General features: G+C 30.0%; 24 protein-coding genes. 10 read left to right on the top strand and 14 right to left on the bottom strand.

Annotated elements, in window-relative coordinates; all coding sequences use genetic code 11:
* From L8V88_RS07565 to moaC, 4 genes are all read right to left on the bottom strand, one after another.
* The coding region (locus L8V88_RS07565) for a hypothetical protein (protein WP_263727418.1) at window positions 1-1,163 on the bottom strand (1,163 nt) is incomplete at its 3' end.
* Window positions 1,164-1,229: 66 nt separating this feature from the next.
* A complete protein-coding gene (locus L8V88_RS07570; RefSeq protein WP_263724514.1) occupies window positions 1,230-2,351 on the bottom strand; it encodes a hypothetical protein in 1,122 nt (373 codons plus the stop codon).
* A gap of 13 nt (window positions 2,352-2,364) precedes the next feature.
* Entirely contained in the window at window positions 2,365-2,628 is a 264-nt protein-coding gene (locus L8V88_RS07575) for a DUF493 family protein (protein WP_039667882.1), read from the bottom strand.
* The gene (moaC, locus tag L8V88_RS07580; RefSeq protein ID WP_263678027.1) at window positions 2,606-3,079 is read right to left on the bottom strand and encodes a cyclic pyranopterin monophosphate synthase MoaC; all 474 of its coding nucleotides are present in this window, start codon (window positions 3,077-3,079) and stop codon (window positions 2,606-2,608) included. Before moaC ends, L8V88_RS07575 begins: the two co-directional genes overlap by 23 nt.
* Window positions 3,080-3,166: 87 nt before the next feature.
* Here moaC and L8V88_RS07585 point away from each other — a divergent pair, with 87 nt between their 5' ends.
* Both L8V88_RS07585 and L8V88_RS07590 read left to right on the top strand, forming a co-directional pair.
* Window positions 3,167-3,328 (top strand): highly acidic protein, encoded by a 162-nt coding sequence (locus L8V88_RS07585; protein WP_263727419.1) that lies wholly within the window; start codon window positions 3,167-3,169, stop codon window positions 3,326-3,328.
* 2 nt (window positions 3,329-3,330) lie between these two features.
* The gene (locus L8V88_RS07590) at window positions 3,331-4,641 is read left to right on the top strand and encodes an MFS transporter (RefSeq protein ID WP_263727420.1); all 1,311 of its coding nucleotides are present in this window, start codon (window positions 3,331-3,333) and stop codon (window positions 4,639-4,641) included.
* Here the strand turns inward: L8V88_RS07590 and L8V88_RS07595 are convergent.
* Window positions 4,610-5,086, bottom strand: a complete 477-nt coding sequence (locus tag L8V88_RS07595) for a cysteine permease (protein WP_263678024.1) — start codon at window positions 5,084-5,086, stop codon at window positions 4,610-4,612. The genes L8V88_RS07590 and L8V88_RS07595 overlap by 32 nt on opposite strands.
* Before the next feature lie 105 nt (window positions 5,087-5,191).
* On the opposite strand from L8V88_RS07595, the gene L8V88_RS07600 reads away from it, so the two are divergent.
* The gene (locus tag L8V88_RS07600) at window positions 5,192-5,575 is read left to right on the top strand and encodes a group III truncated hemoglobin (RefSeq protein ID WP_263675594.1); all 384 of its coding nucleotides are present in this window, start codon (window positions 5,192-5,194) and stop codon (window positions 5,573-5,575) included.
* 14 nt (window positions 5,576-5,589) lie between these two features.
* Here the strand turns inward: L8V88_RS07600 and L8V88_RS07605 are convergent, their stop codons facing one another.
* From L8V88_RS07605 to recA, 4 genes are all read right to left on the bottom strand, one after another.
* Window positions 5,590-6,273 (bottom strand): AMIN domain-containing protein, encoded by a 684-nt coding sequence (locus tag L8V88_RS07605; protein ID WP_263724519.1) that lies wholly within the window; start codon window positions 6,271-6,273, stop codon window positions 5,590-5,592.
* Window positions 6,263-6,466 carry a hypothetical protein gene (locus L8V88_RS07610; RefSeq protein WP_052241300.1) on the bottom strand — a complete coding sequence of 68 codons (204 nt, stop codon included), beginning with the start codon at window positions 6,464-6,466 and terminating at the stop codon, window positions 6,263-6,265. Before L8V88_RS07610 ends, L8V88_RS07605 begins: the two co-directional genes overlap by 11 nt.
* Before the next feature lie 74 nt (window positions 6,467-6,540).
* A complete protein-coding gene (gene eno / locus L8V88_RS07615; RefSeq protein WP_263727421.1) occupies window positions 6,541-7,785 on the bottom strand; it encodes a phosphopyruvate hydratase in 1,245 nt (414 codons plus the stop codon).
* A gap of 2 nt (window positions 7,786-7,787) precedes the next feature.
* Window positions 7,788-8,819 carry a recombinase RecA gene (gene recA / locus L8V88_RS07620; RefSeq protein ID WP_263727422.1) on the bottom strand — a complete coding sequence of 344 codons (1,032 nt, stop codon included), beginning with the start codon at window positions 8,817-8,819 and terminating at the stop codon, window positions 7,788-7,790.
* A gap of 110 nt (window positions 8,820-8,929) precedes the next feature.
* Between recA and L8V88_RS07625 the strand changes: the two genes are divergently transcribed.
* From L8V88_RS07625 to L8V88_RS07635, 3 genes are read left to right on the top strand one after another with little or no spacing between them, the layout of a single operon-like run.
* Window positions 8,930-9,793 (top strand): menaquinone biosynthesis family protein, encoded by an 864-nt coding sequence (locus tag L8V88_RS07625; protein WP_263727423.1) that lies wholly within the window; start codon window positions 8,930-8,932, stop codon window positions 9,791-9,793.
* 26 nt (window positions 9,794-9,819) lie between these two features.
* Entirely contained in the window at window positions 9,820-10,086 is a 267-nt protein-coding gene (gene fliQ, locus L8V88_RS07630) for a flagellar biosynthesis protein FliQ (RefSeq protein WP_012660903.1), read from the top strand.
* The gene (locus L8V88_RS07635) at window positions 10,083-10,859 is read left to right on the top strand and encodes a UDP-N-acetylmuramate dehydrogenase (protein WP_263727424.1); all 777 of its coding nucleotides are present in this window, start codon (window positions 10,083-10,085) and stop codon (window positions 10,857-10,859) included. The genes fliQ and L8V88_RS07635 overlap by 4 nt, the downstream gene beginning before the upstream one ends.
* Here L8V88_RS07635 and L8V88_RS07640 read toward each other — a convergent pair.
* Genes L8V88_RS07640 through topA form a run of 5 tightly spaced genes read right to left on the bottom strand, consistent with a single transcriptional unit; the run spans window position 10,852 to window position 16,379 of the window.
* Complete coding sequence (locus L8V88_RS07640; RefSeq protein WP_263727425.1) at window positions 10,852-11,502, bottom strand: hypothetical protein; 651 nt, start codon at window positions 11,500-11,502, stop codon at window positions 10,852-10,854. The two genes, L8V88_RS07635 and L8V88_RS07640, sit on opposite strands and share 8 nt — an antisense overlap.
* Window positions 11,502-12,260, bottom strand: a complete 759-nt coding sequence (locus L8V88_RS07645; RefSeq protein WP_263727426.1) for a 3'(2'),5'-bisphosphate nucleotidase CysQ — start codon at window positions 12,258-12,260, stop codon at window positions 11,502-11,504. Before L8V88_RS07645 ends, L8V88_RS07640 begins: the two co-directional genes overlap by 1 nt.
* A 39-nt stretch (window positions 12,261-12,299) precedes the next feature.
* Window positions 12,300-13,478, bottom strand: a complete 1,179-nt coding sequence (locus L8V88_RS07650; protein ID WP_263727427.1) for a cation:proton antiporter — start codon at window positions 13,476-13,478, stop codon at window positions 12,300-12,302.
* Complete coding sequence (locus L8V88_RS07655) at window positions 13,459-14,295, bottom strand: biotin synthase (protein WP_263727431.1); 837 nt, start codon at window positions 14,293-14,295, stop codon at window positions 13,459-13,461. The genes L8V88_RS07650 and L8V88_RS07655 overlap by 20 nt, the downstream gene beginning before the upstream one ends.
* Window positions 14,295-16,379 (bottom strand): type I DNA topoisomerase, encoded by a 2,085-nt coding sequence (topA, locus tag L8V88_RS07660; protein ID WP_412175408.1) that lies wholly within the window; start codon window positions 16,377-16,379, stop codon window positions 14,295-14,297. The genes L8V88_RS07655 and topA overlap by 1 nt, the downstream gene beginning before the upstream one ends.
* Before the next feature lie 130 nt (window positions 16,380-16,509).
* On the opposite strand from topA, the gene L8V88_RS07665 reads away from it, so the two are divergent.
* From L8V88_RS07665 to L8V88_RS07680, 4 genes are all read left to right on the top strand, one after another.
* Window positions 16,510-17,586 carry a motility associated factor glycosyltransferase family protein gene (locus tag L8V88_RS07665; RefSeq protein WP_263727428.1) on the top strand — a complete coding sequence of 359 codons (1,077 nt, stop codon included), beginning with the start codon at window positions 16,510-16,512 and terminating at the stop codon, window positions 17,584-17,586.
* Window positions 17,558-17,785 carry a hypothetical protein gene (locus L8V88_RS07670; protein ID WP_263727429.1) on the top strand — a complete coding sequence of 76 codons (228 nt, stop codon included), beginning with the start codon at window positions 17,558-17,560 and terminating at the stop codon, window positions 17,783-17,785. Before L8V88_RS07665 ends, L8V88_RS07670 begins: the two co-directional genes overlap by 29 nt.
* A gap of 234 nt (window positions 17,786-18,019) precedes the next feature.
* A complete protein-coding gene (locus L8V88_RS07675; protein ID WP_263727430.1) occupies window positions 18,020-18,229 on the top strand; it encodes a hypothetical protein in 210 nt (69 codons plus the stop codon).
* 74 nt (window positions 18,230-18,303) lie between these two features.
* Window positions 18,304-19,246 (top strand): flagellin hook IN motif-containing protein (locus L8V88_RS07680; protein WP_318529690.1); only part of this gene is annotated, 943 nt, incomplete at its 3' end.

Below are 19,246 nucleotides of genomic sequence, written 5' to 3' on the forward strand. Positions count from 1 at the left end.
ATGCTTAATTCATCATTAGTTTTAGTGTCTTTACTTAAAATAGTATCTTTGGTTTCGTGATTTATAAATTTAAAGAAATGTAAAAGATTGTTTTGTAGATTTACAATTCTTGAGCTAACTGCTTTATTGATATATACAAATACTATTAAGGCTATTGCTAAAACTACAAAAAGAGATACCATAGCTATAGTCGCTACAAGTTTGGTAATTGGCATTTGTATTGAGCCAACTGGAGCCATAGTTACTATTGACCAATAATCATCAGCACCATCCCATACGTTAAAGTTTGCTATTGCTGCTCTATTTGCATTTCCTGTAGAAGCTGGTGTGAAATCAAATAAAGTATTTGTTTTACTTTTTTGTAACTCTACTAATAAATTTGCACTAGGATGAGGATTAATTTCAGTAATGTTTTTACCTATAAATTCAGTTGCTGGACTAACTGCTATAAGTCCATCATCTCCAAGTAACAATCTTTGATCATCTTTAAATACGCTTCTTTCAGGATTTGTAAGCTCTTCTTGAAGTTGAGTTAAGCTTCCTAAAGCTCCTATGACACCTATAAGTTTACCGTTTCTCATAATAGGTACTGCGATATTGTAAGCAAGGATTTCTTCATTATTAATAACGAATTTTTGAGGTCTTCCAATACCTTCATGTTTATCATTTAAAGCACTATTAACACTTCTTTGATTTAAAACTCTATCATCTGCTTGTATAAGTTGAATTCCACCTTTTTCTCTTAAAGTGGTATCGTGCAATAGCATTAAGAATTTATTTGATTGAGTTAAAAGTTTAGGGTTAATGTTTGTATATCTTGATGTGTCAAGAATATGCACATAAATATATGCTATCCAACCATTAGAATCAAGTGCACCGCCAAGTATATCTTGAAGTCTGTCTTCTTCAATTACTGTTTGTGTGTCAAGAATTTGATCAATAGAACTTTCAGCACTTATAAGAGTTGAATGAACACTTTCGGTTGCACCTCTTACAATATTTGAATATCTAAAAGCACTGGTTTGAAGTAGTTTATCTGCTTCAGTGTGTAAAATACTTGAAGATTGCATAGCAATGACACTTGCTAAAACTCCAATACCTAAAACTATAATTGCAATTACAACTGCAACTATTTTAGTTCCTATTTTTAAATTTGAAAACAAAATAAGCTCCTTTGTAAAATTAAATTAAAAATTTTAAGTAAATATTTCATTGTATCTTAATCAAGATTATTTTTTAATTAATTTTTTAGCTTTTTCCCACAATCTTACTCCTAATTCTTTTGCATTATTTTTATCTAAACTTTTATATTTATGACTAGCAAGTTTTTCAAGCTCGCTTAATTCTTTAGCTAGGTTATTAAGCTTGTTTTGTGCTAGCTTGCTAAAATCATCAATTTTTGGATTTTGTTTGATTTCGTTGATTTTAATAAGAATTTGTTCTCTATTTTCTTGTATAAGGCGTTTAAATTTGGCAAATAAAGTGTCAAATTTATTTTCTAATAAATCTTTGAGTATATCTTTTACAGGATTATTAAATTCTAATGATATTTTTTTAAGCATTTGAATAAATTCTTGTTCTATGTCTATGAGTTCTTTTTCTTTATTTTTTAAATCATGCTCTAAAGCACTATATGCAAAGCTTGCTTTAAATTTTTCAATTGCCAAAGAAATCCCTTCTTGTGTTCCATAAATACTTCCTATACATAAATCATAAGCAAAGGCTTGTGATTCATTAGCAAGTTCAAAAGCTGCATTTAAAATTACTTGAGAGATTTTTAAAATTCTTTCTTTTTCAAAACTTCCTTCACAAATTGCATTAAAGACTAAATTTTTAGCAATCTCACAAGAAGTAAGTTCTATATTTTCTCCTTTTTCTAAGGTTGTGATAAAAGCACTTTCAGCAGTTTCTTTTAAAAGACCTAGTATTTCTATATCATAAAGCATAGCATCATTAATACTTATGTTAAATTCATTTAAATTCAAATCCTTTAAGGTTTTTTCTAAGTCAAAAAAATTATCACAAATTTTATGTTTAATGGTGTTTTTTTGTTCTTCGATTTTTACTTTTAATTTGCCATATTCGTTAATATAAGCAAAAAATGCTTTTTTATCCTCTTCCACTCTAGCTTTGATGATACCTTGGATTATTTTGGAAATATTTTCTTCATTTATTAGTTCAAGTTTTTCTAATACTTTAGAAAAGATGGCAAAAAGCTCTTCATTGCTAGTATTTTCAAAACTAATTTTTTTATAACTTAGATTAAAAACAAGTTCGCTAATTAAGCTTGGAATTTCGTTTTTTTCACAAGCTAAGAGAGAATTTTCAAAAATAATGGCTAAATTTTTCATGGCTTTTCCTTTTTTATAATACAAATTTGGCTTTACTTTTTAATTGATTAAAAATATTTAAACGGTCACTTTTGCTATCAACATAAACACTTAAAAGATAACTTTTGTATGTGCCTTGTTTGCTAGTATTTGAGATTTTATATTTAAATTCTCTTTCATTAAGTATTTGAGTAAAAACTTCCAAAGCATCAACCCCAGCTTCAAAAACGACTTTGTAATCCCAAAAAGTAGGGTAGTTTATAATAGGTTCTTTTTTAAGATCGCAGATATTTACCACTTTTTCCTCCTTCTTTGCTTTCTAAAACTATATTAGTAATTTGCATGCTTTTATCAATAGCTTTAACCATATCATAAATAGTTAAAAGCCCAATGCTAACAGCAGTTAGACTTTCCATTTCAACTCCTGTTTTTCCTTCACATTTTACGGTTACAAAAAGTTTAAAAGAACATTCTTCTTTGTTTTCTTCTATATGGGTTTGTACTTTTGAAATCATTAAAGGATGGCACATTGGGATAAGATTTGAAGTTTGCTTAGCTCCCATGATGGCTGCTGTGATGGCAGTTTGCAAAACAGGTCCTTTTTTAGCTTTATTTTCAATGATAGCTTCAAATGCTTCTTTACTCATGTATATTTTACCACTTGCACAAGCTTCTCTTTGGGTGATATCTTTTTGGCTTACATCTACCATTTTGGGATGATTTTTTTCATCTAAATGCGTTAAATTCATATTTTTCCTTAAGTAAAGTTTGAAAAATTATACCAAAATGTATATTTTTATATTAAAATACTACTAAAAAATTTTAAAGGATTTATAATGGCTTATGATGATGAAGAATTTGAAAATTATGATGATGAAATGTATGATGAAATAGAGGAAGATACTTATGTAAATAATCAAAGATCGTATAATTATGATGATGATGATTATGAATACGATGATGATTATAGTGATGATGATACTTATGAGATGGATTAAGAGTGAGTAAAAATCTTAGTAAAAAAGATATAAAAGTTTTAGGTCTTTCTTCTTTGGGAGGGACTTTAGAATTTTATGATTTTATCATTTTTGTATTTTTTGCAAGTTATATTTCTAAAAATTTCTTTCCTGAAAATTTAAGCCCATTTTGGCAAATGTTTAATACTTATGGGATTTTTGCTGCAGGATATTTAGCTAGACCACTTGGTGGTATAGTAATGGCGCATTTTGGCGATAAATTTGGCCGTAAGAAAATGTTTATGCTTAGTATTTTGCTGATGGTTATACCAACTTTTTTACTTGCTTTTATACCTACTTATGAAAGTATAGGGTATTTATGTATAGTATTTTTAGTATTTGTAAGGATTTGTCAAGGTATAGCTATAGGTGGGGAATTGCCTGGTGCTTGGGTTTTTGTATTTGAGCATGCTCCAAAGGGTCAAAAACGCACTTATCTTGGAATTTTAACAGCTTCTGTGGTAGGTGGAATTTTACTTGGTAGTTTTGTATTTTTGATGATGAATAAATTTTTTACACAAGAAGAGCTTTATGAATGGGCTTGGAGAATTCCATTTTTCTTGGGTGGAATTTTTGGGATTATTTCTGCTTATTTGCGTAAATTTTTAAGAGAAACTCCTGTTTTTGAGCAAATGAAAAAAGATAAAGCCTTAGAAAAATTCCCTTTAAAAGAAGTGTTTAAAAAAGCCAAGTTAGGTGTTGTGCTTTCTATGTTGATAACTTGGGTTTTAACTGCTTGCATTGTTGTGATGATTTTAATCATACCTTCTTTTATGGCAAAAATGCTAAGTATTGATGCAAGCGTCCAAACTTATATGCAAATGCTTGGTATAGTTGTACTTGTAATTGGTTGTATATTAAGTGGAATTTTGGCTGATAAAATAGGCATAGTGAAAGCTTGTGTGATTTTCTCACTAGGATTTTTCTTAACTTGCTTGTTTTATTTTAATGCTCTTTATACTAAAACACCTGATTTTAATACAGTGAGTGTGTATTATTTGAGTGCTTGTTTTTTTGTTGGAGTAATGAATTTTTGTCCTTTAATGATGAGTGAAGTATTTGATGCTAAGATTAAATTTTCAGGACTTAGTTTTTCATATAATATAGCTTATGCATTAGCCGGTGGTTTTACCCCGCAACTTGCTTTATTCTTACACACCATTGCTTTAGCAAATTTAGAAAATATTGCTCGTTTTTCTTTGGGATTTTATATGTTAGCTATGGCTATAATCTCACTTTTTTCTGCTTTGATGTTTAAATATCTTAGTAATACCCAACGCACATACTCTCAGTGATTTTAATACGTTTTTCTAAAGGAGTGGGGCTAAAAAAATGGCATTTTTCGATATAAATATTATAATTATAATCTAGCTTTAAAAGATCGTAAAATGCCTTTAAATTTACAAATTTAACCCCACACACTTCTTTTATATCTAAGATTTTATAAATTTGAGAATTATTTTTTTCTACTAAATGAGATGGGGCTAGGGTTGTAAATGAGCAAAAAGCACTTGCTAGCACATAGCCATTTAAATTTTCACATTTTTGTATAAGATGTTGGTGTTTTTTTAAAATACTTTTTTTGTGTAAAAATACCACTCTTGTACCTTGATAACGTGCTGCTTGAATGTTTTTCCAAAATTTATAAGCATTTTTAGAGATATTTGCTAATTGATGCAATTGTACATTTAAGACATAATCATCTAAGAATTGATTAGGTGGCAAAATAGTATAAGTCATAGTTTTTCTTTAGTTTTTTAAAATTATACTAAAAATTGACTTTTGTTTATATTTTTAATTTCTAAATTTAATACAATAAGCCAAAATTATTTTTTAAGGAAAAGCATGAAATTTGAAACTATTAATCATGAGGGTATTAAAAAACTTATGGATGTTTTTTATGCAAAAGTTAGAATAGACAAGGATTTAGGACCTATTTTTAATGAAAAAATCGGCACAGATGATGAGAGTTGGAAAAAACATAAAGAAAAAATAGCAAGTTTTTGGGCGGGAATGTTTTTGGCTGATCCAAGCTATAGTGGCTCGCCTTTGAGAGCTCATCATGAATTACCTCCATTTCCAAGAGAATTTTTTGATATTTGGCTTAACTTATTTGATGAGAGTTTGCAAGAAGTTTTTGAAGATGAACCAAGAAGTATTATCATAGAAAGAGCTAGAATGATAGCTCAAAGATTTCAAATGATTATTTATGATCATAAATTTGCTTAAGAGTTGTAAAACTCTTAGCGATAACTAAAGGTATGTAAATTTTCACTATGGGAATATTTATAACTATATTTTCCATCAAGATATATAACTAAACGATAATACCCTTTATGTGATCCAAATACAACCTTTTTAACTTTTGCTGTATTAACTTGTAGTGTTTTGGTGTTAAAATTTTGCTTTTTAGCAAAATCTATGATAATTTTAGTTGGATCTCCTATAGATAAATTTCTTAACATTTTATCTTCAGTTTTAATGTTGATTTTATTATTGTAAAAACTAATAGATATAAAATTATAAATACTTCCACTAAAAAGTGGTGTTTCTATATTTAAAGTGGTGTTGTTTTCTTCTGTTTTTGAGTTTTTATTTCCTTGTTTTTGTGGCACAGTTACAGATACATCAAGTATAGGCGCGACATTTGGACTTTTGGTTTTTATAAATGAGTAAGTATCATGCCAGTTAATGCTTTTATATATATCTAAGGTGGTTTGTTCTTCAGAGCCATCAAGGTTGATATAAGTAATGGTAATATTTTTTAAAATTCTTGCATCGGAATTAAAATTAAAATCTTGTCTTTGAAAAGGACTAAGTTTTACAAATTCAGTGTTTTGTTGTTCTGAATTATTATCAAAAGGATTATCCTTTGCATTTAAAAATACACAAGAAAGTAAAAATAATATAAAAAATTTAATTCTCATGCGAATTTTCTCCCTTAAGTCTTAAAAGTTGCAAATATTCTTTTTGGGCTTGGGCATTTTTAGCTTTTAAAGTTATGATATTTTTTTCTAAAATTTTTTGCTCTTCTTTGAGTGTTAGTAGCACATCTAGTGAAGATTTACCAAAAAACATATTACCAAAATACATAGCAACAATAATAGCTACAAATGACAAAGCAATAGTCTTGATGAGTTGATGACGAGCTTCCTTTTTTTTGGAATGCTCATCATACTCTTTTAATAAATCACTCAGAGTTTATCTCCTAAGTACTCATCATTATCAAGTTCAATTTCTAATAAGCGATTGTATTTAGCAGTTCTTTCGCCTCTTGCTAAGGCTCCTGTTTTGATTTGTCCTGTATTAAGCGCTACTGCAAAATCAGCTATAAAAGCATCTTCGCTTTCGCCACTTCTATGGCTCATAATACATCTATAATTATTTCTATGAGCTAATCTTACTGTTCTCATAGTTTGAGTGATTGTTCCAATTTGATTAGGCTTAATCAATACAGCATTTGCCATATTTTTCATAATACCTTCTCTTAAAATATCTTCATTAGTTACAAATAAATCATCACCCACAAGTTGAATTTTATTACCAAGCTTTTGAGTGAGTTTAATCCAACCTTCATAATCATCTTCAGCTAAACCATCTTCAATGCTAAAAATAGGATATTTAGCGCATAATTCTTCATAACGCGCGATTAAGTCTTCACTTGAGAAAACTTTACCTTCTAAATGGTATTTACCATCTTTGTAAAGCTCACTGCTTGCTACATCTAGTGCTAGTTTGATTTTATTTTCATAACCTACTTTTTTAATACAAGTCATTAAAAGATCAAGCGGTTCTGTATTATTTGCTAAATTTGGTGCAAAACCACCCTCATCACCTAAAGCAGTAGAGTGACCTAGATTAGCTAATTCTTTTTTCAATACTGCATAAATTTCACAAACTGATCTTAATGCTTCTTTAAAACTTGAAAAACCAAAAGGCATAATCATAAATTCTTGAAAATCTACGCTATTGTTTGCATGCGCACCACCGTTGATGATATTACACATTGGTACAGGCAATACACTTGCATTTGCCCCACCTAAGTAACGATATAAAGGCACTCCAAGTGCATTAGCAGCAGCACGTGCTGTTGCCATAGAAATTCCTAAAGTTGCATTTGCTCCTAGATTAGAGTAGTTTTTTGTGCCATCAAGCTCTAAAAGAGTATTGTCTAGTTGGGTTTGATTAAAAGCATCAAGCCCTATAATATTTTCAGCTATGGTGCCATTGATATTTTCAATCGCTTTTAAAACACCTTTTCCGCCAAATCTTTCATCATTGTCTCTTAACTCTAAAGCTTCTTTTTTTCCTGTACTTGCACCACTTGGAACGATAGCACTACCCACACTACCATCGCTTAACATGATTTCAGCTTTAATGGTAGGATTGCCTCTACTATCTAAAACTTCAAAAGCTCTTAAATCTTCAATAATTAACATTATTATTCTCCTTCATCGTCTTCTTTTGCGCCCAAAATCATACTATCTATACCGATTGAGTTTTGTATGGCTTGAGTGATTTCATCTGCAATAGCTGGGTTTTCTTTTAAAAAGACTTTAGCATTTTCTCTACCTTGACCAAGCTTAGAAGCCTTGTAAGAAAACCACGCACCACTTTTATCAATAATATCAAGTTTTACACCATAGTCTATTAGCTCACCTTCACGGCTTACACCCTCACCAAACATCACATCAAATTCAGCTTGTTTAAAAGGAGGGGCTACTTTGTTTTTAGCTACTTTTACTTTAACGCGGTTTCCAATAGGCTCATCATTTTGTTTTAAAGTAGCTGTTTTTCTTACATCTAAACGCACTGAAGCATAAAATTTTAAAGCATTTCCGCCGGTAGTTGTTTCAGGAGTTCCATAGCCCATCATGCCTATTTTCATACGAATTTGGTTGATGAAAATTACAGTAGTATTCATTTTATGAACGATACCGGTTAATTTTCTTAAAGCTTGACTCATTAATCTTGCTTGAAGACCTACATGTTGATCTCCCATATCACCTTCGATTTCTGCTTTTGGAGTAAGTGCAGCAACACTATCTACTACTATTAGATCAATGGCTCCACTTCTTGCTATGGTTTCAACGATTTCTAAGGCTTGCTCGCCAAAGTCTGGTTGAGAGATGTAAAGATTCTCTGTATCAACACCTAAATTTTTTGCATATCTTACATCAAGAGCGTGTTCAGCATCGATAAACGCACAAACTCCACCTTTTTTTTGACATTCTGCTATGATGTGTAAGGTAAGTGTGGTTTTACCTGAGCTTTCAGGTCCATAAATTTCTATAATTCTTCCTTTTGGAACCCCACCTATACCCAAAGCTAAATCAAGTCCAACAGAACCCGTAGGAATAGAATCAATTTTTTCAACTTCTTTATCGCCAAGTCTTAAAATAGTACCTTTTCCAAAGGTTTTATCAAGACTTTTTAAGGCTGCATCAAGTGATTTTCTTTTATTATCATCCATGCTTGTTAATCCTTTTATAATATGTTTAAAATTGTATCAAAAAGAAATTTAATATAAGTTTTTATTTTGAATTTTGCTAAAATACTTTTTTAAATTTTTCAAGGAAAAAAATGAATAAAAAAATTAGCGTAGCACACTCTCCTGATGCTGATGATATTTTTATGTATATGGCGATTAAATTTGGTTGGGTTGGAAATGCTTATGAATATGAAAATACAGCTTTAGATATACAAACTTTAAATGAACTTGCATTAGAAAATATATACGATGTTAGTGCGATATCTTTTGCGCTTTATCCTTTAATAGCTAGCGAATATGCTTTATTGAAAACCGCGGTGAGTTTTGGTGAGGGTTATGGGCCAAAGCTTATTAAGAAAAAAGATAAAAAATTAAAGCCAAATTTTAAAGTTGCTTTAAGTGGAGCGCACACTACTAATGCTTTAATCTTTCGCATAAAATACCCACAAGCTAGGATAGTTTATAAGAATTTTTTAGAAATTGAAAAGGCTGTTTTAGAAGATGAGGTTGATGCAGGAGTGCTTATACATGAGAGCATTTTAGAATTTGATTCTAGTTTGTGTGTTGAGGCTGAACTTTGGGATATTTGGCAAGAATTAGCCAAAGATGATTTGCCTTTACCTTTAGGTGGTATGGCTCTTAGAAGATCTTTACCACTTAATGATGCAATAGCGGTTGAAAAAGATTTGATTAAAGCAGTAGAAGTAGCTGATCATAATAGAAAAATCTTAGCTTCCATGCTTTTAGAGCGTAATTTAATACGCGTAGATGCCCAAAAACTTGATGTGTATTTAAATTTATACGCAAATAAAAACTCTATAAATATGAATGATAAACAATACAATGCCATAGATAAGCTTTTTGAACTTGGATTTAATCATGGATTTTATGAGAAATTAATAAAAAGCAAAGATTATCTTATACCTAGTAAGTATGAAGAATTTAGAAATTCTTGATAGAATTTAAATTTTAAGGAGAAAATATGGAAAGTACTTTAGTAGCCTTGGGTGTACAAACTTTTAAAATCACACTTATGCTTTCTTTACCTATGCTTTTAGCAGGACTTATCGCAGGGCTTATTATAAGTATTTTTCAAGCTGTAACGCAAATTAATGAAGCTACACTTTCTTTTGTGCCAAAAATTTTACTTGTTGTTGTGGTGATAGTATTTTTAATGCCTTGGATGATAAGTTCTATGATTGATTTTACAACGAATATTTTAAATCAAATTCCAAGTTTTATTCGATGATTATTGATTTTTCTAAGTATTCTTCTGTGCGTATAGGCGAGAGTTTTGAAGTGCAAGTGCTTGAAGAGCCTTGTAAATTTGATGGTTTTTTAATAGGTGGGGCAAATAATCTTTTAATCTCTCCAAAACCCAAAAAACTTGGAATTTTAGGGAAAAATTTTGATTATATTAAAATTTTAGAGCAAAATGAAAAAGGTATGTTTTTAGAGATAGGCTCTAGTGTGAAATCTTTCAAAATGTATCATTTTGCTAAAGAAAATAATCTAAAAGGCTTTGAGTTTTTAAGAAATATCCCAGGAACTTTGGGCGGTATTTTAAAAATGAATGCAGGGTTAAAAGATGAGGATATTAGTAAAAACTTAATCAGTATTTGCACTTTTAATCAAGAAATTTTAAAACAAAATATTGCTTTTGCTTATAGGTTTAATCCTATTAAAGAAGTGATGTTTAGCGCGAAGTTTTTTTTAGAATATGGATTTGACCCAGTTAAAGATGAACTTTTAAAAAATGCAAGAAAAAATCAACCCAAAGGCGCTAGCTTTGGCTCTATTTTTAAAAATCCCAAAAACGATCATGCAGGAAGGTTGATAGAAGCAGTTAATCTTAAAGGTTTTAGTAAAAATGATGCGATGTTTAGTAATGAACATGCAAATTTTTTAATCAATAAAAAACACGCTAGTTTTGATGATGCGATGTTTTTGATAGAGCTTGCTAAGAAAAGAGTTTTTGAAGAATTTGGGATTGTTTTAGAAGAAGAAGTGGTGATTATATAGTATTTTTAATATCTTCATAAACAATTGTAGCTATTTCTTGGACTAATTCTTGATAAGATTTATTTTTATCATTTGTGCTAAATTGAGTATTGATAGTAAGAATTTTATGATCTTTTAGTTTTTTTGTTTTGGCATTAAAAAGTTTGTACTCTATGTCGGCTTTGACTTCAAAATTGGAAAAAAGCAAGAAATTTTGTTGGCTTGCTTGAATACTTTTTAAATCTAGCAAAATAATAAAATCAGCCTTTTTAAAACGATTAAATTCTAAAAACTCACTTGCATTGATGAAATTTTTATTTGTTTGCAAGATATTTTGACTATTGATATAAGTTTGATTTTCTTTTTGACTAAGCAAGGCAAAATTATTTTGCTCGTTTAAAATAGCACTTAATGCTTTTAGCGTATCTTTTGCCATGGTTTTAGCATCGATTTTTAAGTTTGAAAAATAAAAATTATATTCTTTTTCATAGCTTGGCACTAAAGCTAAGGTATTAATATGCGAGAGCTTGTCATAATTTATATTTTGCTCAAGATTGATGATATTAAAATCATCATTATTTTGTAATTTGATGATTTTTTTATTTGCAAAAGAGTTAGCATAAATAGCACTTAAAAAACACAAAAATATTAAAAAAAATCTCACTAAAAACCTTTTAATTTAAATTCATTTTTAGCAAAAGCTATAAAACTTGGAAGTTTAAAATCAGGACTATTATAATTTAGAGCTTTTTTATCAAAATCATATAAAATTCCGCCATTTTGTTTGACTAAAAAATCTCCCGCAGCTATATCCCAAGCTTTTGGGCCACCAAAACGTGGGTAAATTCCAGCTTTTGCTTCAAGTAAATATACAAATTTCAAAGCAGATGAAACCTTAATGCCTTCAAGATGATTTTGAATGAAAAAATCTTCATTGTTATCATGGTTTTTAGAGTAAAGGGCTATATTTTTAACTTTTTCATATTGCTCTAAGTTAAGATTTAAAATTTCATTATTTTTATAAACTTTAGTATGAGCATGTGCATAATAAAACGCATTATTTTCCACATCACCTATGAGTGAAAGTATAGGGGTATTTTTGTGGATTAATGCGATTAAAACGCAATATTCTTTATCTTTTTTAGCATAAGATTTAGTGCCATCAAGAGGATCTATAAGCCAAAAATACTCTAAATTTTTTCTTTCTTCATAAGAGAGTATATTTTCTTCAGAGCATATAGCTATATCGCTTGAAGCTAAAATTTCACTAATAACTTCATTAGATTTTATATCAGCTAAACCTACCGGAGAATCATCATCTTTAAGCCACAAGGTATTTTTGTCTTTATATTCAAGCAATACTTTTGAGGCTTCCTTGCTTGCTTTTAAAGCTAATTCTAAAAGTGTGTCTAAATTTTTCATAAAAAAAGTATAGCAATTTTATATAAATACTTAGTAGAATTATTTTCTACTAAGATTATTGATAAATTTAATCAAGCTAATGGCCAAAATTGCTTCAAGTAAAGCAGTAAGCACTAGCCCTGAGTATATATCTTGAGTGATGATATTAGTTTGATAAGAAAGCGTAGCTACTGCGATGAGTAAGGTTAGTGGCATAGAATGGCTTAGGCCAAATAAAAAAGTATTTTTCAAACCAAGTATTTTTACAAAAGTCATAGCACAAAGTATTCTTAGTCCTATCATAAAGGCAGTTAGCGAAAAAGCTATGAGCAAAACTTGAGGGTTTAAAAGCATTTGAAGCTTAAAGCTTGAGCCTATATAGATGAAAAATATAGGGATTAAAAAGCCATAACCAAAACTAGAAAGTTTATGCTCTAAGTCTTTTTTATGATCAAAAAAAGTAGCTATAAATGAACCTGCTATAAAAGCTCCAAGTGCAACTTCAAGTTTAAAATAAATCATAATCGCAACTATGGCTATGAAAATTGCCATGCAAAATCTTATATCTTTTTCGTTTTGATCTTGCCAAGGCATGAGTATGGTTTTAAGTTGTGGATACCACCAAAAAAGCACTTCTAAAAATTTAAATCCAAAAATACAAAGTGCTAAAAATCCCACTAAATATAATAAATTTTGAGTGAGTGAGAAAAGATCGGCTCCTTTGCCCAAAAATGCTGCAGCTATGGTAAGCAAAACTATGCTTACAACTTCAGCTAAAGTGGCTACCACCATGGATACATTAAGCCACTCACAGTTTTTGCCAAAGTCTCTATAAAGCGTTGAGAGTAAACCCACACTCATAACAGGTATGATAATGACAAAAATATAAGAAATATCTATACTTTCAACCGCTAAAACACTAAAAGCATATAAAAGTATGATATAGATAAAAGCTTTATTAAGCAAGCTTCTTTCGGTTTTTAAAAAGGTTTTAAGATTAATCTCCATACCCGCAATAAACATAAGATAATAAAACCCCGCATTAGCTAAAAGCTTAAAATTCTCACTTTCTCCTATAAAACCCAAAAATCCTATAAAAGAACCAAGCATGATTTCAGTGGCTGAAAGTGGGAGTTTTAAAAATTTAGCAATATAAGGTGAAGTTAGCAAACATCCTGCTACAACTAATAAAATTTTTAAATCCGTAGCAGCTTGAGCGTCAATGGCATGAGCTAGCAAAGCTAAATCCCATTTGTTTTAGTTTTTGTATGTCTTTGCTAGGTTCTTCGCCTTTAGTTGTAAGATAATCACCCACTACTATAGCACTAGCTCCTGCGTTAAAAATTTCATATTGTCTTTCTTTTAGCACTACTTCTCTACCACCTGCTACCATGATGTGTGCATTTGGTAAATCTTTTTTAGTGTCTTTGATGATATTTAACGCCTCATCAGCATTTAATAAGTCTTGCTTGAGTTTTAAATTTTCATTTGGTATGAAAAAATTAATAGGCGAAGAAAAAGGATCAAGCTCTTTTAAACTTGCTCTAAAACTTTTTCTATCAGCTTCGCTTTCTCCAAGACCATAAATTCCACCACAACAAAGCATTAAACCTGCTTCTTTAGCATAAAGATTAGTTTGAAATCTTTGCTCCCAAGTATGTGTAGAACAAATGTTTGGAAAAAATTCTTTAGAAGTTTCTAGATTATGATTATAAGAAAAAATTCCTGCTTTTTTTAATTCTTTGAGTTGTTCTAAATTTGCTATGCCATTACAAGCTATGAGTAAAAGTCCTTCTACTTCTTTTTGCACTGCATGAGCTACTTTGCACACATACTCAAGCTTTTCATCATCAAGTCCAGCACCTGCTGTAACTAAACAAAACCCCAAAGCCTCATTTTTCTTAGCCATTTTAGCTTCTAAAACAATTTGATCTATATCTTTTCTTCTATATTTGCTGATATTAGTTTTCACATGAGCACTTTGTGTGCAGTATTTACAGTCCTCCCCACACCCTCCACTTGCTATATTAGATATAGCACAAAGCATGATTTGCATTAAATTTCCTTTTTGATTTTGCATTTTAAGCACTCTAAAAATGTGCCTTTTTTAAGCTCTTTGATAATCAAAGTTTCGCCACATTCGCTACATTTTTCTTCACTTGGTTTGTATTTGCTTATATAGTTGCATTTTGGATAAGCACTGCAACCATAAAATTTACCACGCTTAGAAAAACGCTCCACAATCTCGCCTTCTTGACAGCTTGGGCATTTTACGCCTATGGTATTGAGTTTTTTCTCACTTTTTTCTTCATTTTGTGTTTCTTGTTTTAAATTTCTTGAGTATTTACATTTTGGAAAATTTAAGCAAGCTATAAATTCTCCATATCTTCCTTTTCTTATAGCAAGCTCTCCACCACAATCAGGGCAGGTTTCATCTAATTTTGTAAAAGTTTTTTGACTTTTTATATTTTTTTTACCCTCATCGATTTTTCTCATAAAAGGAAAATAAAACTCTCTTAAAACTTCTTGCCAGTCCATTTTACCTTCTGCAATGATATCAAGTTTATCTTCCATTTTAGAAGTAAAATCACTATCTACTATATCACTAAAGTTTTGTTCTAAAACTTCTGTTACAACAAAGGCTATTTCATTAGGTATGATTTGCTTTTTATCTATATGCACATATTCTCTTGCACTAAGTAAAGAGATGGTTGGAGCATAAGTTGAAGGGCGTCCTATACCAAGATTTTCTAACTTTTTAACAAGCCCAGCTTCGGAGTATCTTGAAGGTGGTTCGGTAAAATGTGAGTTTAATTCTATATTTTGGATATTTAATGTATCTTCTAGTTTTAAATTAGGTAAAATTTTATCTTTATCCATATCTCCATATACTTTATAATGTCCATCAAATAAAATTTTTCTACCACTTATTTTAAAACTTGCTTCATTTGATTTTGCATAGACATTTTGAGTTTGAGATATAGCAGGATTCATTTGTGAAGCTAGGAAGCGATTGTATATTAAAGTATATAATCTTGCTTCATCTTTTTCTAAAAACTCACTTGCAAGTTTTGGAGTAAAACTAAGATTAGTCGGTCTTATAGCCTCATGTGCTTCTTGGGCGCCTTTGCTTTTGGTGGTGTAAATGTTTGCTTTGCTTGGTAAGTATTCTTTGCCAAAATCATTTTTGATGAGCTTTCTTACTTCTTCTAAGGCTTCTTTTGCGATGTTTAAGCTATCAGTTCTCATATAAGTGATCACACCCATAATGCCTTGATGAGTTTTTACGCCCTCATAAAGTTTTTGAGCTATCATCATGGTTTTTTTAGGGTTAAAACCTAGTCGATTGCTTGCACTTTGTTGTAGGGTTGAAGTCATAAAAGGTGCTTGTGGAGCTATTTTTCTATCTTTACTTTCTATATCTTTTATTTTAAAACTAGCATTTTTACAAGCTTCAAAGATGAGTTTGGCTCTATCTTCATTAGTTAGACTTAGTTTTTCTATCTTTTGGTTTTGAAACTCAACTAATTCAGCTTGTAAGTCTTTTTCAAAAATCATATCTATACTAAAATATTTCAAAGGAACAAAGGCTTTGATTTCTCTTTCTCTATCGACGATGATTTTTAAAGCTGCACTTTGCACACGCCCTGCACTTAAGCCTTTTTGAATTTTTTGATTGAGTAAAGGACTTAATTTATAGCCTACTATGCGATCAAGCAAGCGTCTGGTTTGTTGGGCATTGACACTATTTAGATTTAAAGATCTTGGATTTTTTAAAGCATTTTCTATAGCACTTTTAGTGATCTCATGAAAAACTATGCGTGGCAGGGAATTTTCATCTTTATTAATAGCCTTAGCTATATGATAAGCTATGGCTTCACCCTCGCGATCCTCATCGGTTGCAAGGTAGATGGTTTTAGCTTTTTTAGCCTTTTCTTTGAGTTCTTTTACTAAGCTTGAATGATCATTTGAAATTCTATATTCAGGTTTAAAATTTTCATTTTCTATTTTTATACCAAAGCTAGTTTTAGGTAAATCTCTAATGTGGCCTTTAGAGGCTATTACTTCATAGTCTTTACCTAGAAAATTACCTATGGTTTTAGCTTTAGCAGGTGATTCTACTATGATTAAATTTTTCATTATTTTCCTTGTGAGGATTAAAATTAGTAAAAGTGTATAAAAAAAAGTTAAATTTTTTGCTTAGATGAGTTTTTAAATAAAATATAATTAATGTTATAATTTTCTATAATTTAATTTCATAGGATAGACAATGTTTTTGCAAAAAAATTTACAAGCTTTAGAATTTACTAACAAACCCTTGCAAGAAAAAATTTTATCTTTAAAAGAAGACTTTATTGGTATCTTTCCAAGCCAAACACCTTTTGTGCCTTCAAAAGATGATTTAATAAAACCTAATATATTTTTTTGTGGTATAGGGGATGGGCTTTTTTTAAAAAAACTTATTAATAAGCATATATTTATATTCGATAAAGCTGAATTTTTTGCTAATGTTTTGAGCAAGATGGATTTAAGTCAAGAACTTTCAAGTGGAAAAATATATCTTTGTGATGTAGAAGAAAAAAGATTAGAAGAATATCTTTTTTTACTTTTTTCACAAAAAGATTGTTTTGAGTATTTAGGGCTTTTTAAACTTTTGCCTTATAGCGAATTTTATAACAAAAGTCCTATGTTTGATTTTGCGTATCAAAAGTGTTTGGAAATTATAAAAAGAACAGTTAAAAATGTTGATACTAGTTTTGATACAGATTCTAAAATTTATAAACAATTTTTATCTAATGTACCTTTGGTTTTGCAAAATATCCCTTTTCAAAGATTTGTTTATGAAAATAAAGGAAAAAACAAAAGTGTTATTGTGGTATGTGCAGGACCTTCTTTGAATAAACAACTTGAACTTTTAAAAGCATATCAAGATGATTATGTGATATTTGCGACCGATACTGCTTATCCAACATTGCATAAAAACAATATTTATCCTGATTTTGTATTTACAATGGATGTTCGAGGAAAACATAAAAATATATCCATACCCAAAAAAAATATTTTGAGTGGAAAAAATGCTTATTATATTTTAAGTGTAAATATAGATAGTGATTCATTTCAACAGTTAGATGAAGAAAATAAAATAATTGTGTTGCAAGATTTAGACTATCAGCAAAAATTTAATTTAAATGATTTTGGTTATCTAGATATTGGTACAAATGTGGCTCATTTTGCTTATAATTTTGCCATAGCTCTAGGATTTACTAATGTGATTATAATAGGCCAAGATTTAGCTTTTGGAGATAATGGCATTTCTCATGCAGCTAATGGTGTATTTGTTTTATGATGCAGATTTAAAAGCGGGAAAAATAGAAAAACTTTATGTTTTAGCTTATGGGCAAAATGGTTACGTGCAAACTCATTTGGTTTGGGATGAATTCAGAAAGCGTTTAGAGGGTTTATTTCTTTTTAATCCTCAAGTGAAATTTTATAATGCCACAGAAGGTGGTGCTTTTATAGACTATACTATGAGAAAAACCTTTTAAAGAAATATTAGCTTTACTAAAAGATACTAAGCAAGATTATGTATTACCTAGTATTTTAAGCCTTAATAGGCAAAGAAAATATCTTGCAAAGACTTTGGCTTGTTTAGAAAAAGACTATACAGAGCTTGATTTTTTATATCAAGAGGCAAAAAAATCTTAAATATTTTAGAACAAAACAAAGAATCGCACCATCTTTATGAAGATTTTCTAAATATTATTTTAAAATTTAATGTTTTGATTGATGAAAGCAAGCTTTTGCAAAGTTTTATGTATAAACCTTTATTTTATCATAGAGGCTTTTTTAATGTAAGTTTATACCAAGAACCTCAAAATGCTTTATCAAGTTATGTAGATTTTTTAAAAATATTTTTAGAATTTACTTCATTAAGTTTGAAAAGCATGGAAAATTCTATAAATGAATATAAAAATATTTTAAAAGTATAAATTTTTTTACCATTTTTTCGATATAGCTTAAACAACTGCATGGAAGCGGTTGAATTTATTTAAAAGGATTTAAAATGGGATTTCGTATAAATACTAACGTGGCATCTTTAAATGCTCAAGCTAATGCAAATTTAAATTCAAGAGCGTTAGAAAATTCTCTAGGTAGACTTAGTTCAGGTCTTAGAATCAACTCTGCAGCTGATGATGCTTCAGGGATGGCTATTGCTGATAGCTTAAGATCTCAAGCTAATACTTTAGGTCAAGCAATTAGCAATGGTAATGATGCTTTAGGTATTTTACAAACAGCTGATAAGGCTATGGATGAGCAACTTAAAATCTTAGATACCATTAAGGTAAAAGCTACTCAAGCTGCTCAAGATGGTCAAACCACTAAAACAAGAAACATGCTTCAAGCTGATATTAACCGTTTGATGGAAGAGCTTGATAATATCGCAAATACAACTTCTTTTAACGGTAAGCAACTTTTAAGTGGTGGTTTTACTAATCAAAATTTCCAAATCGGTGCTCAATCAAACCAAACTATCCAAGCTAGCATCGGAGCTACTCAATCAAGCAAAATCGGTGTTACTAGATTTGAAACAGGTTCTCAAGCTAAGGAAAGTGGTATAGCTCAACTAACCATTAAAAACTACAATGGTATTGATGATTTTAAATTTCAACCTGTAGTGATTTCTACTTCAGTAGGAACAGGTATGGGAGCTTTAGCTGAGGAAATTAATAAAGTAGCAGACATTACAGGTGTTAGAGCAAATTTCTTAGTTCAAACTACTGGTGTTGGTCCTATAAAAGCTGGTACTACAGATGATAATTTTGCTATTAATGGTGTTAAAATAGGTAAGGTTGAATATAAAGATGGTGATGAAAACGGAGCTTTGATTTCAGCTATTAACTCAGTAAAAGATACTACAGGTATTGAAGCTTCTAAAGATGCTAATGGTAGATTAGTACTTAATTCAAGAGATGGTAGAGGTATTGAAATCACTGGTAGTATAGGTG

This window comes from Campylobacter sp. IFREMER_LSEM_CL2101 (assembly GCF_025771825.1).
Classification (GTDB): domain Bacteria; phylum Campylobacterota; class Campylobacteria; order Campylobacterales; family Campylobacteraceae; genus Campylobacter_D; species Campylobacter_D lari_C.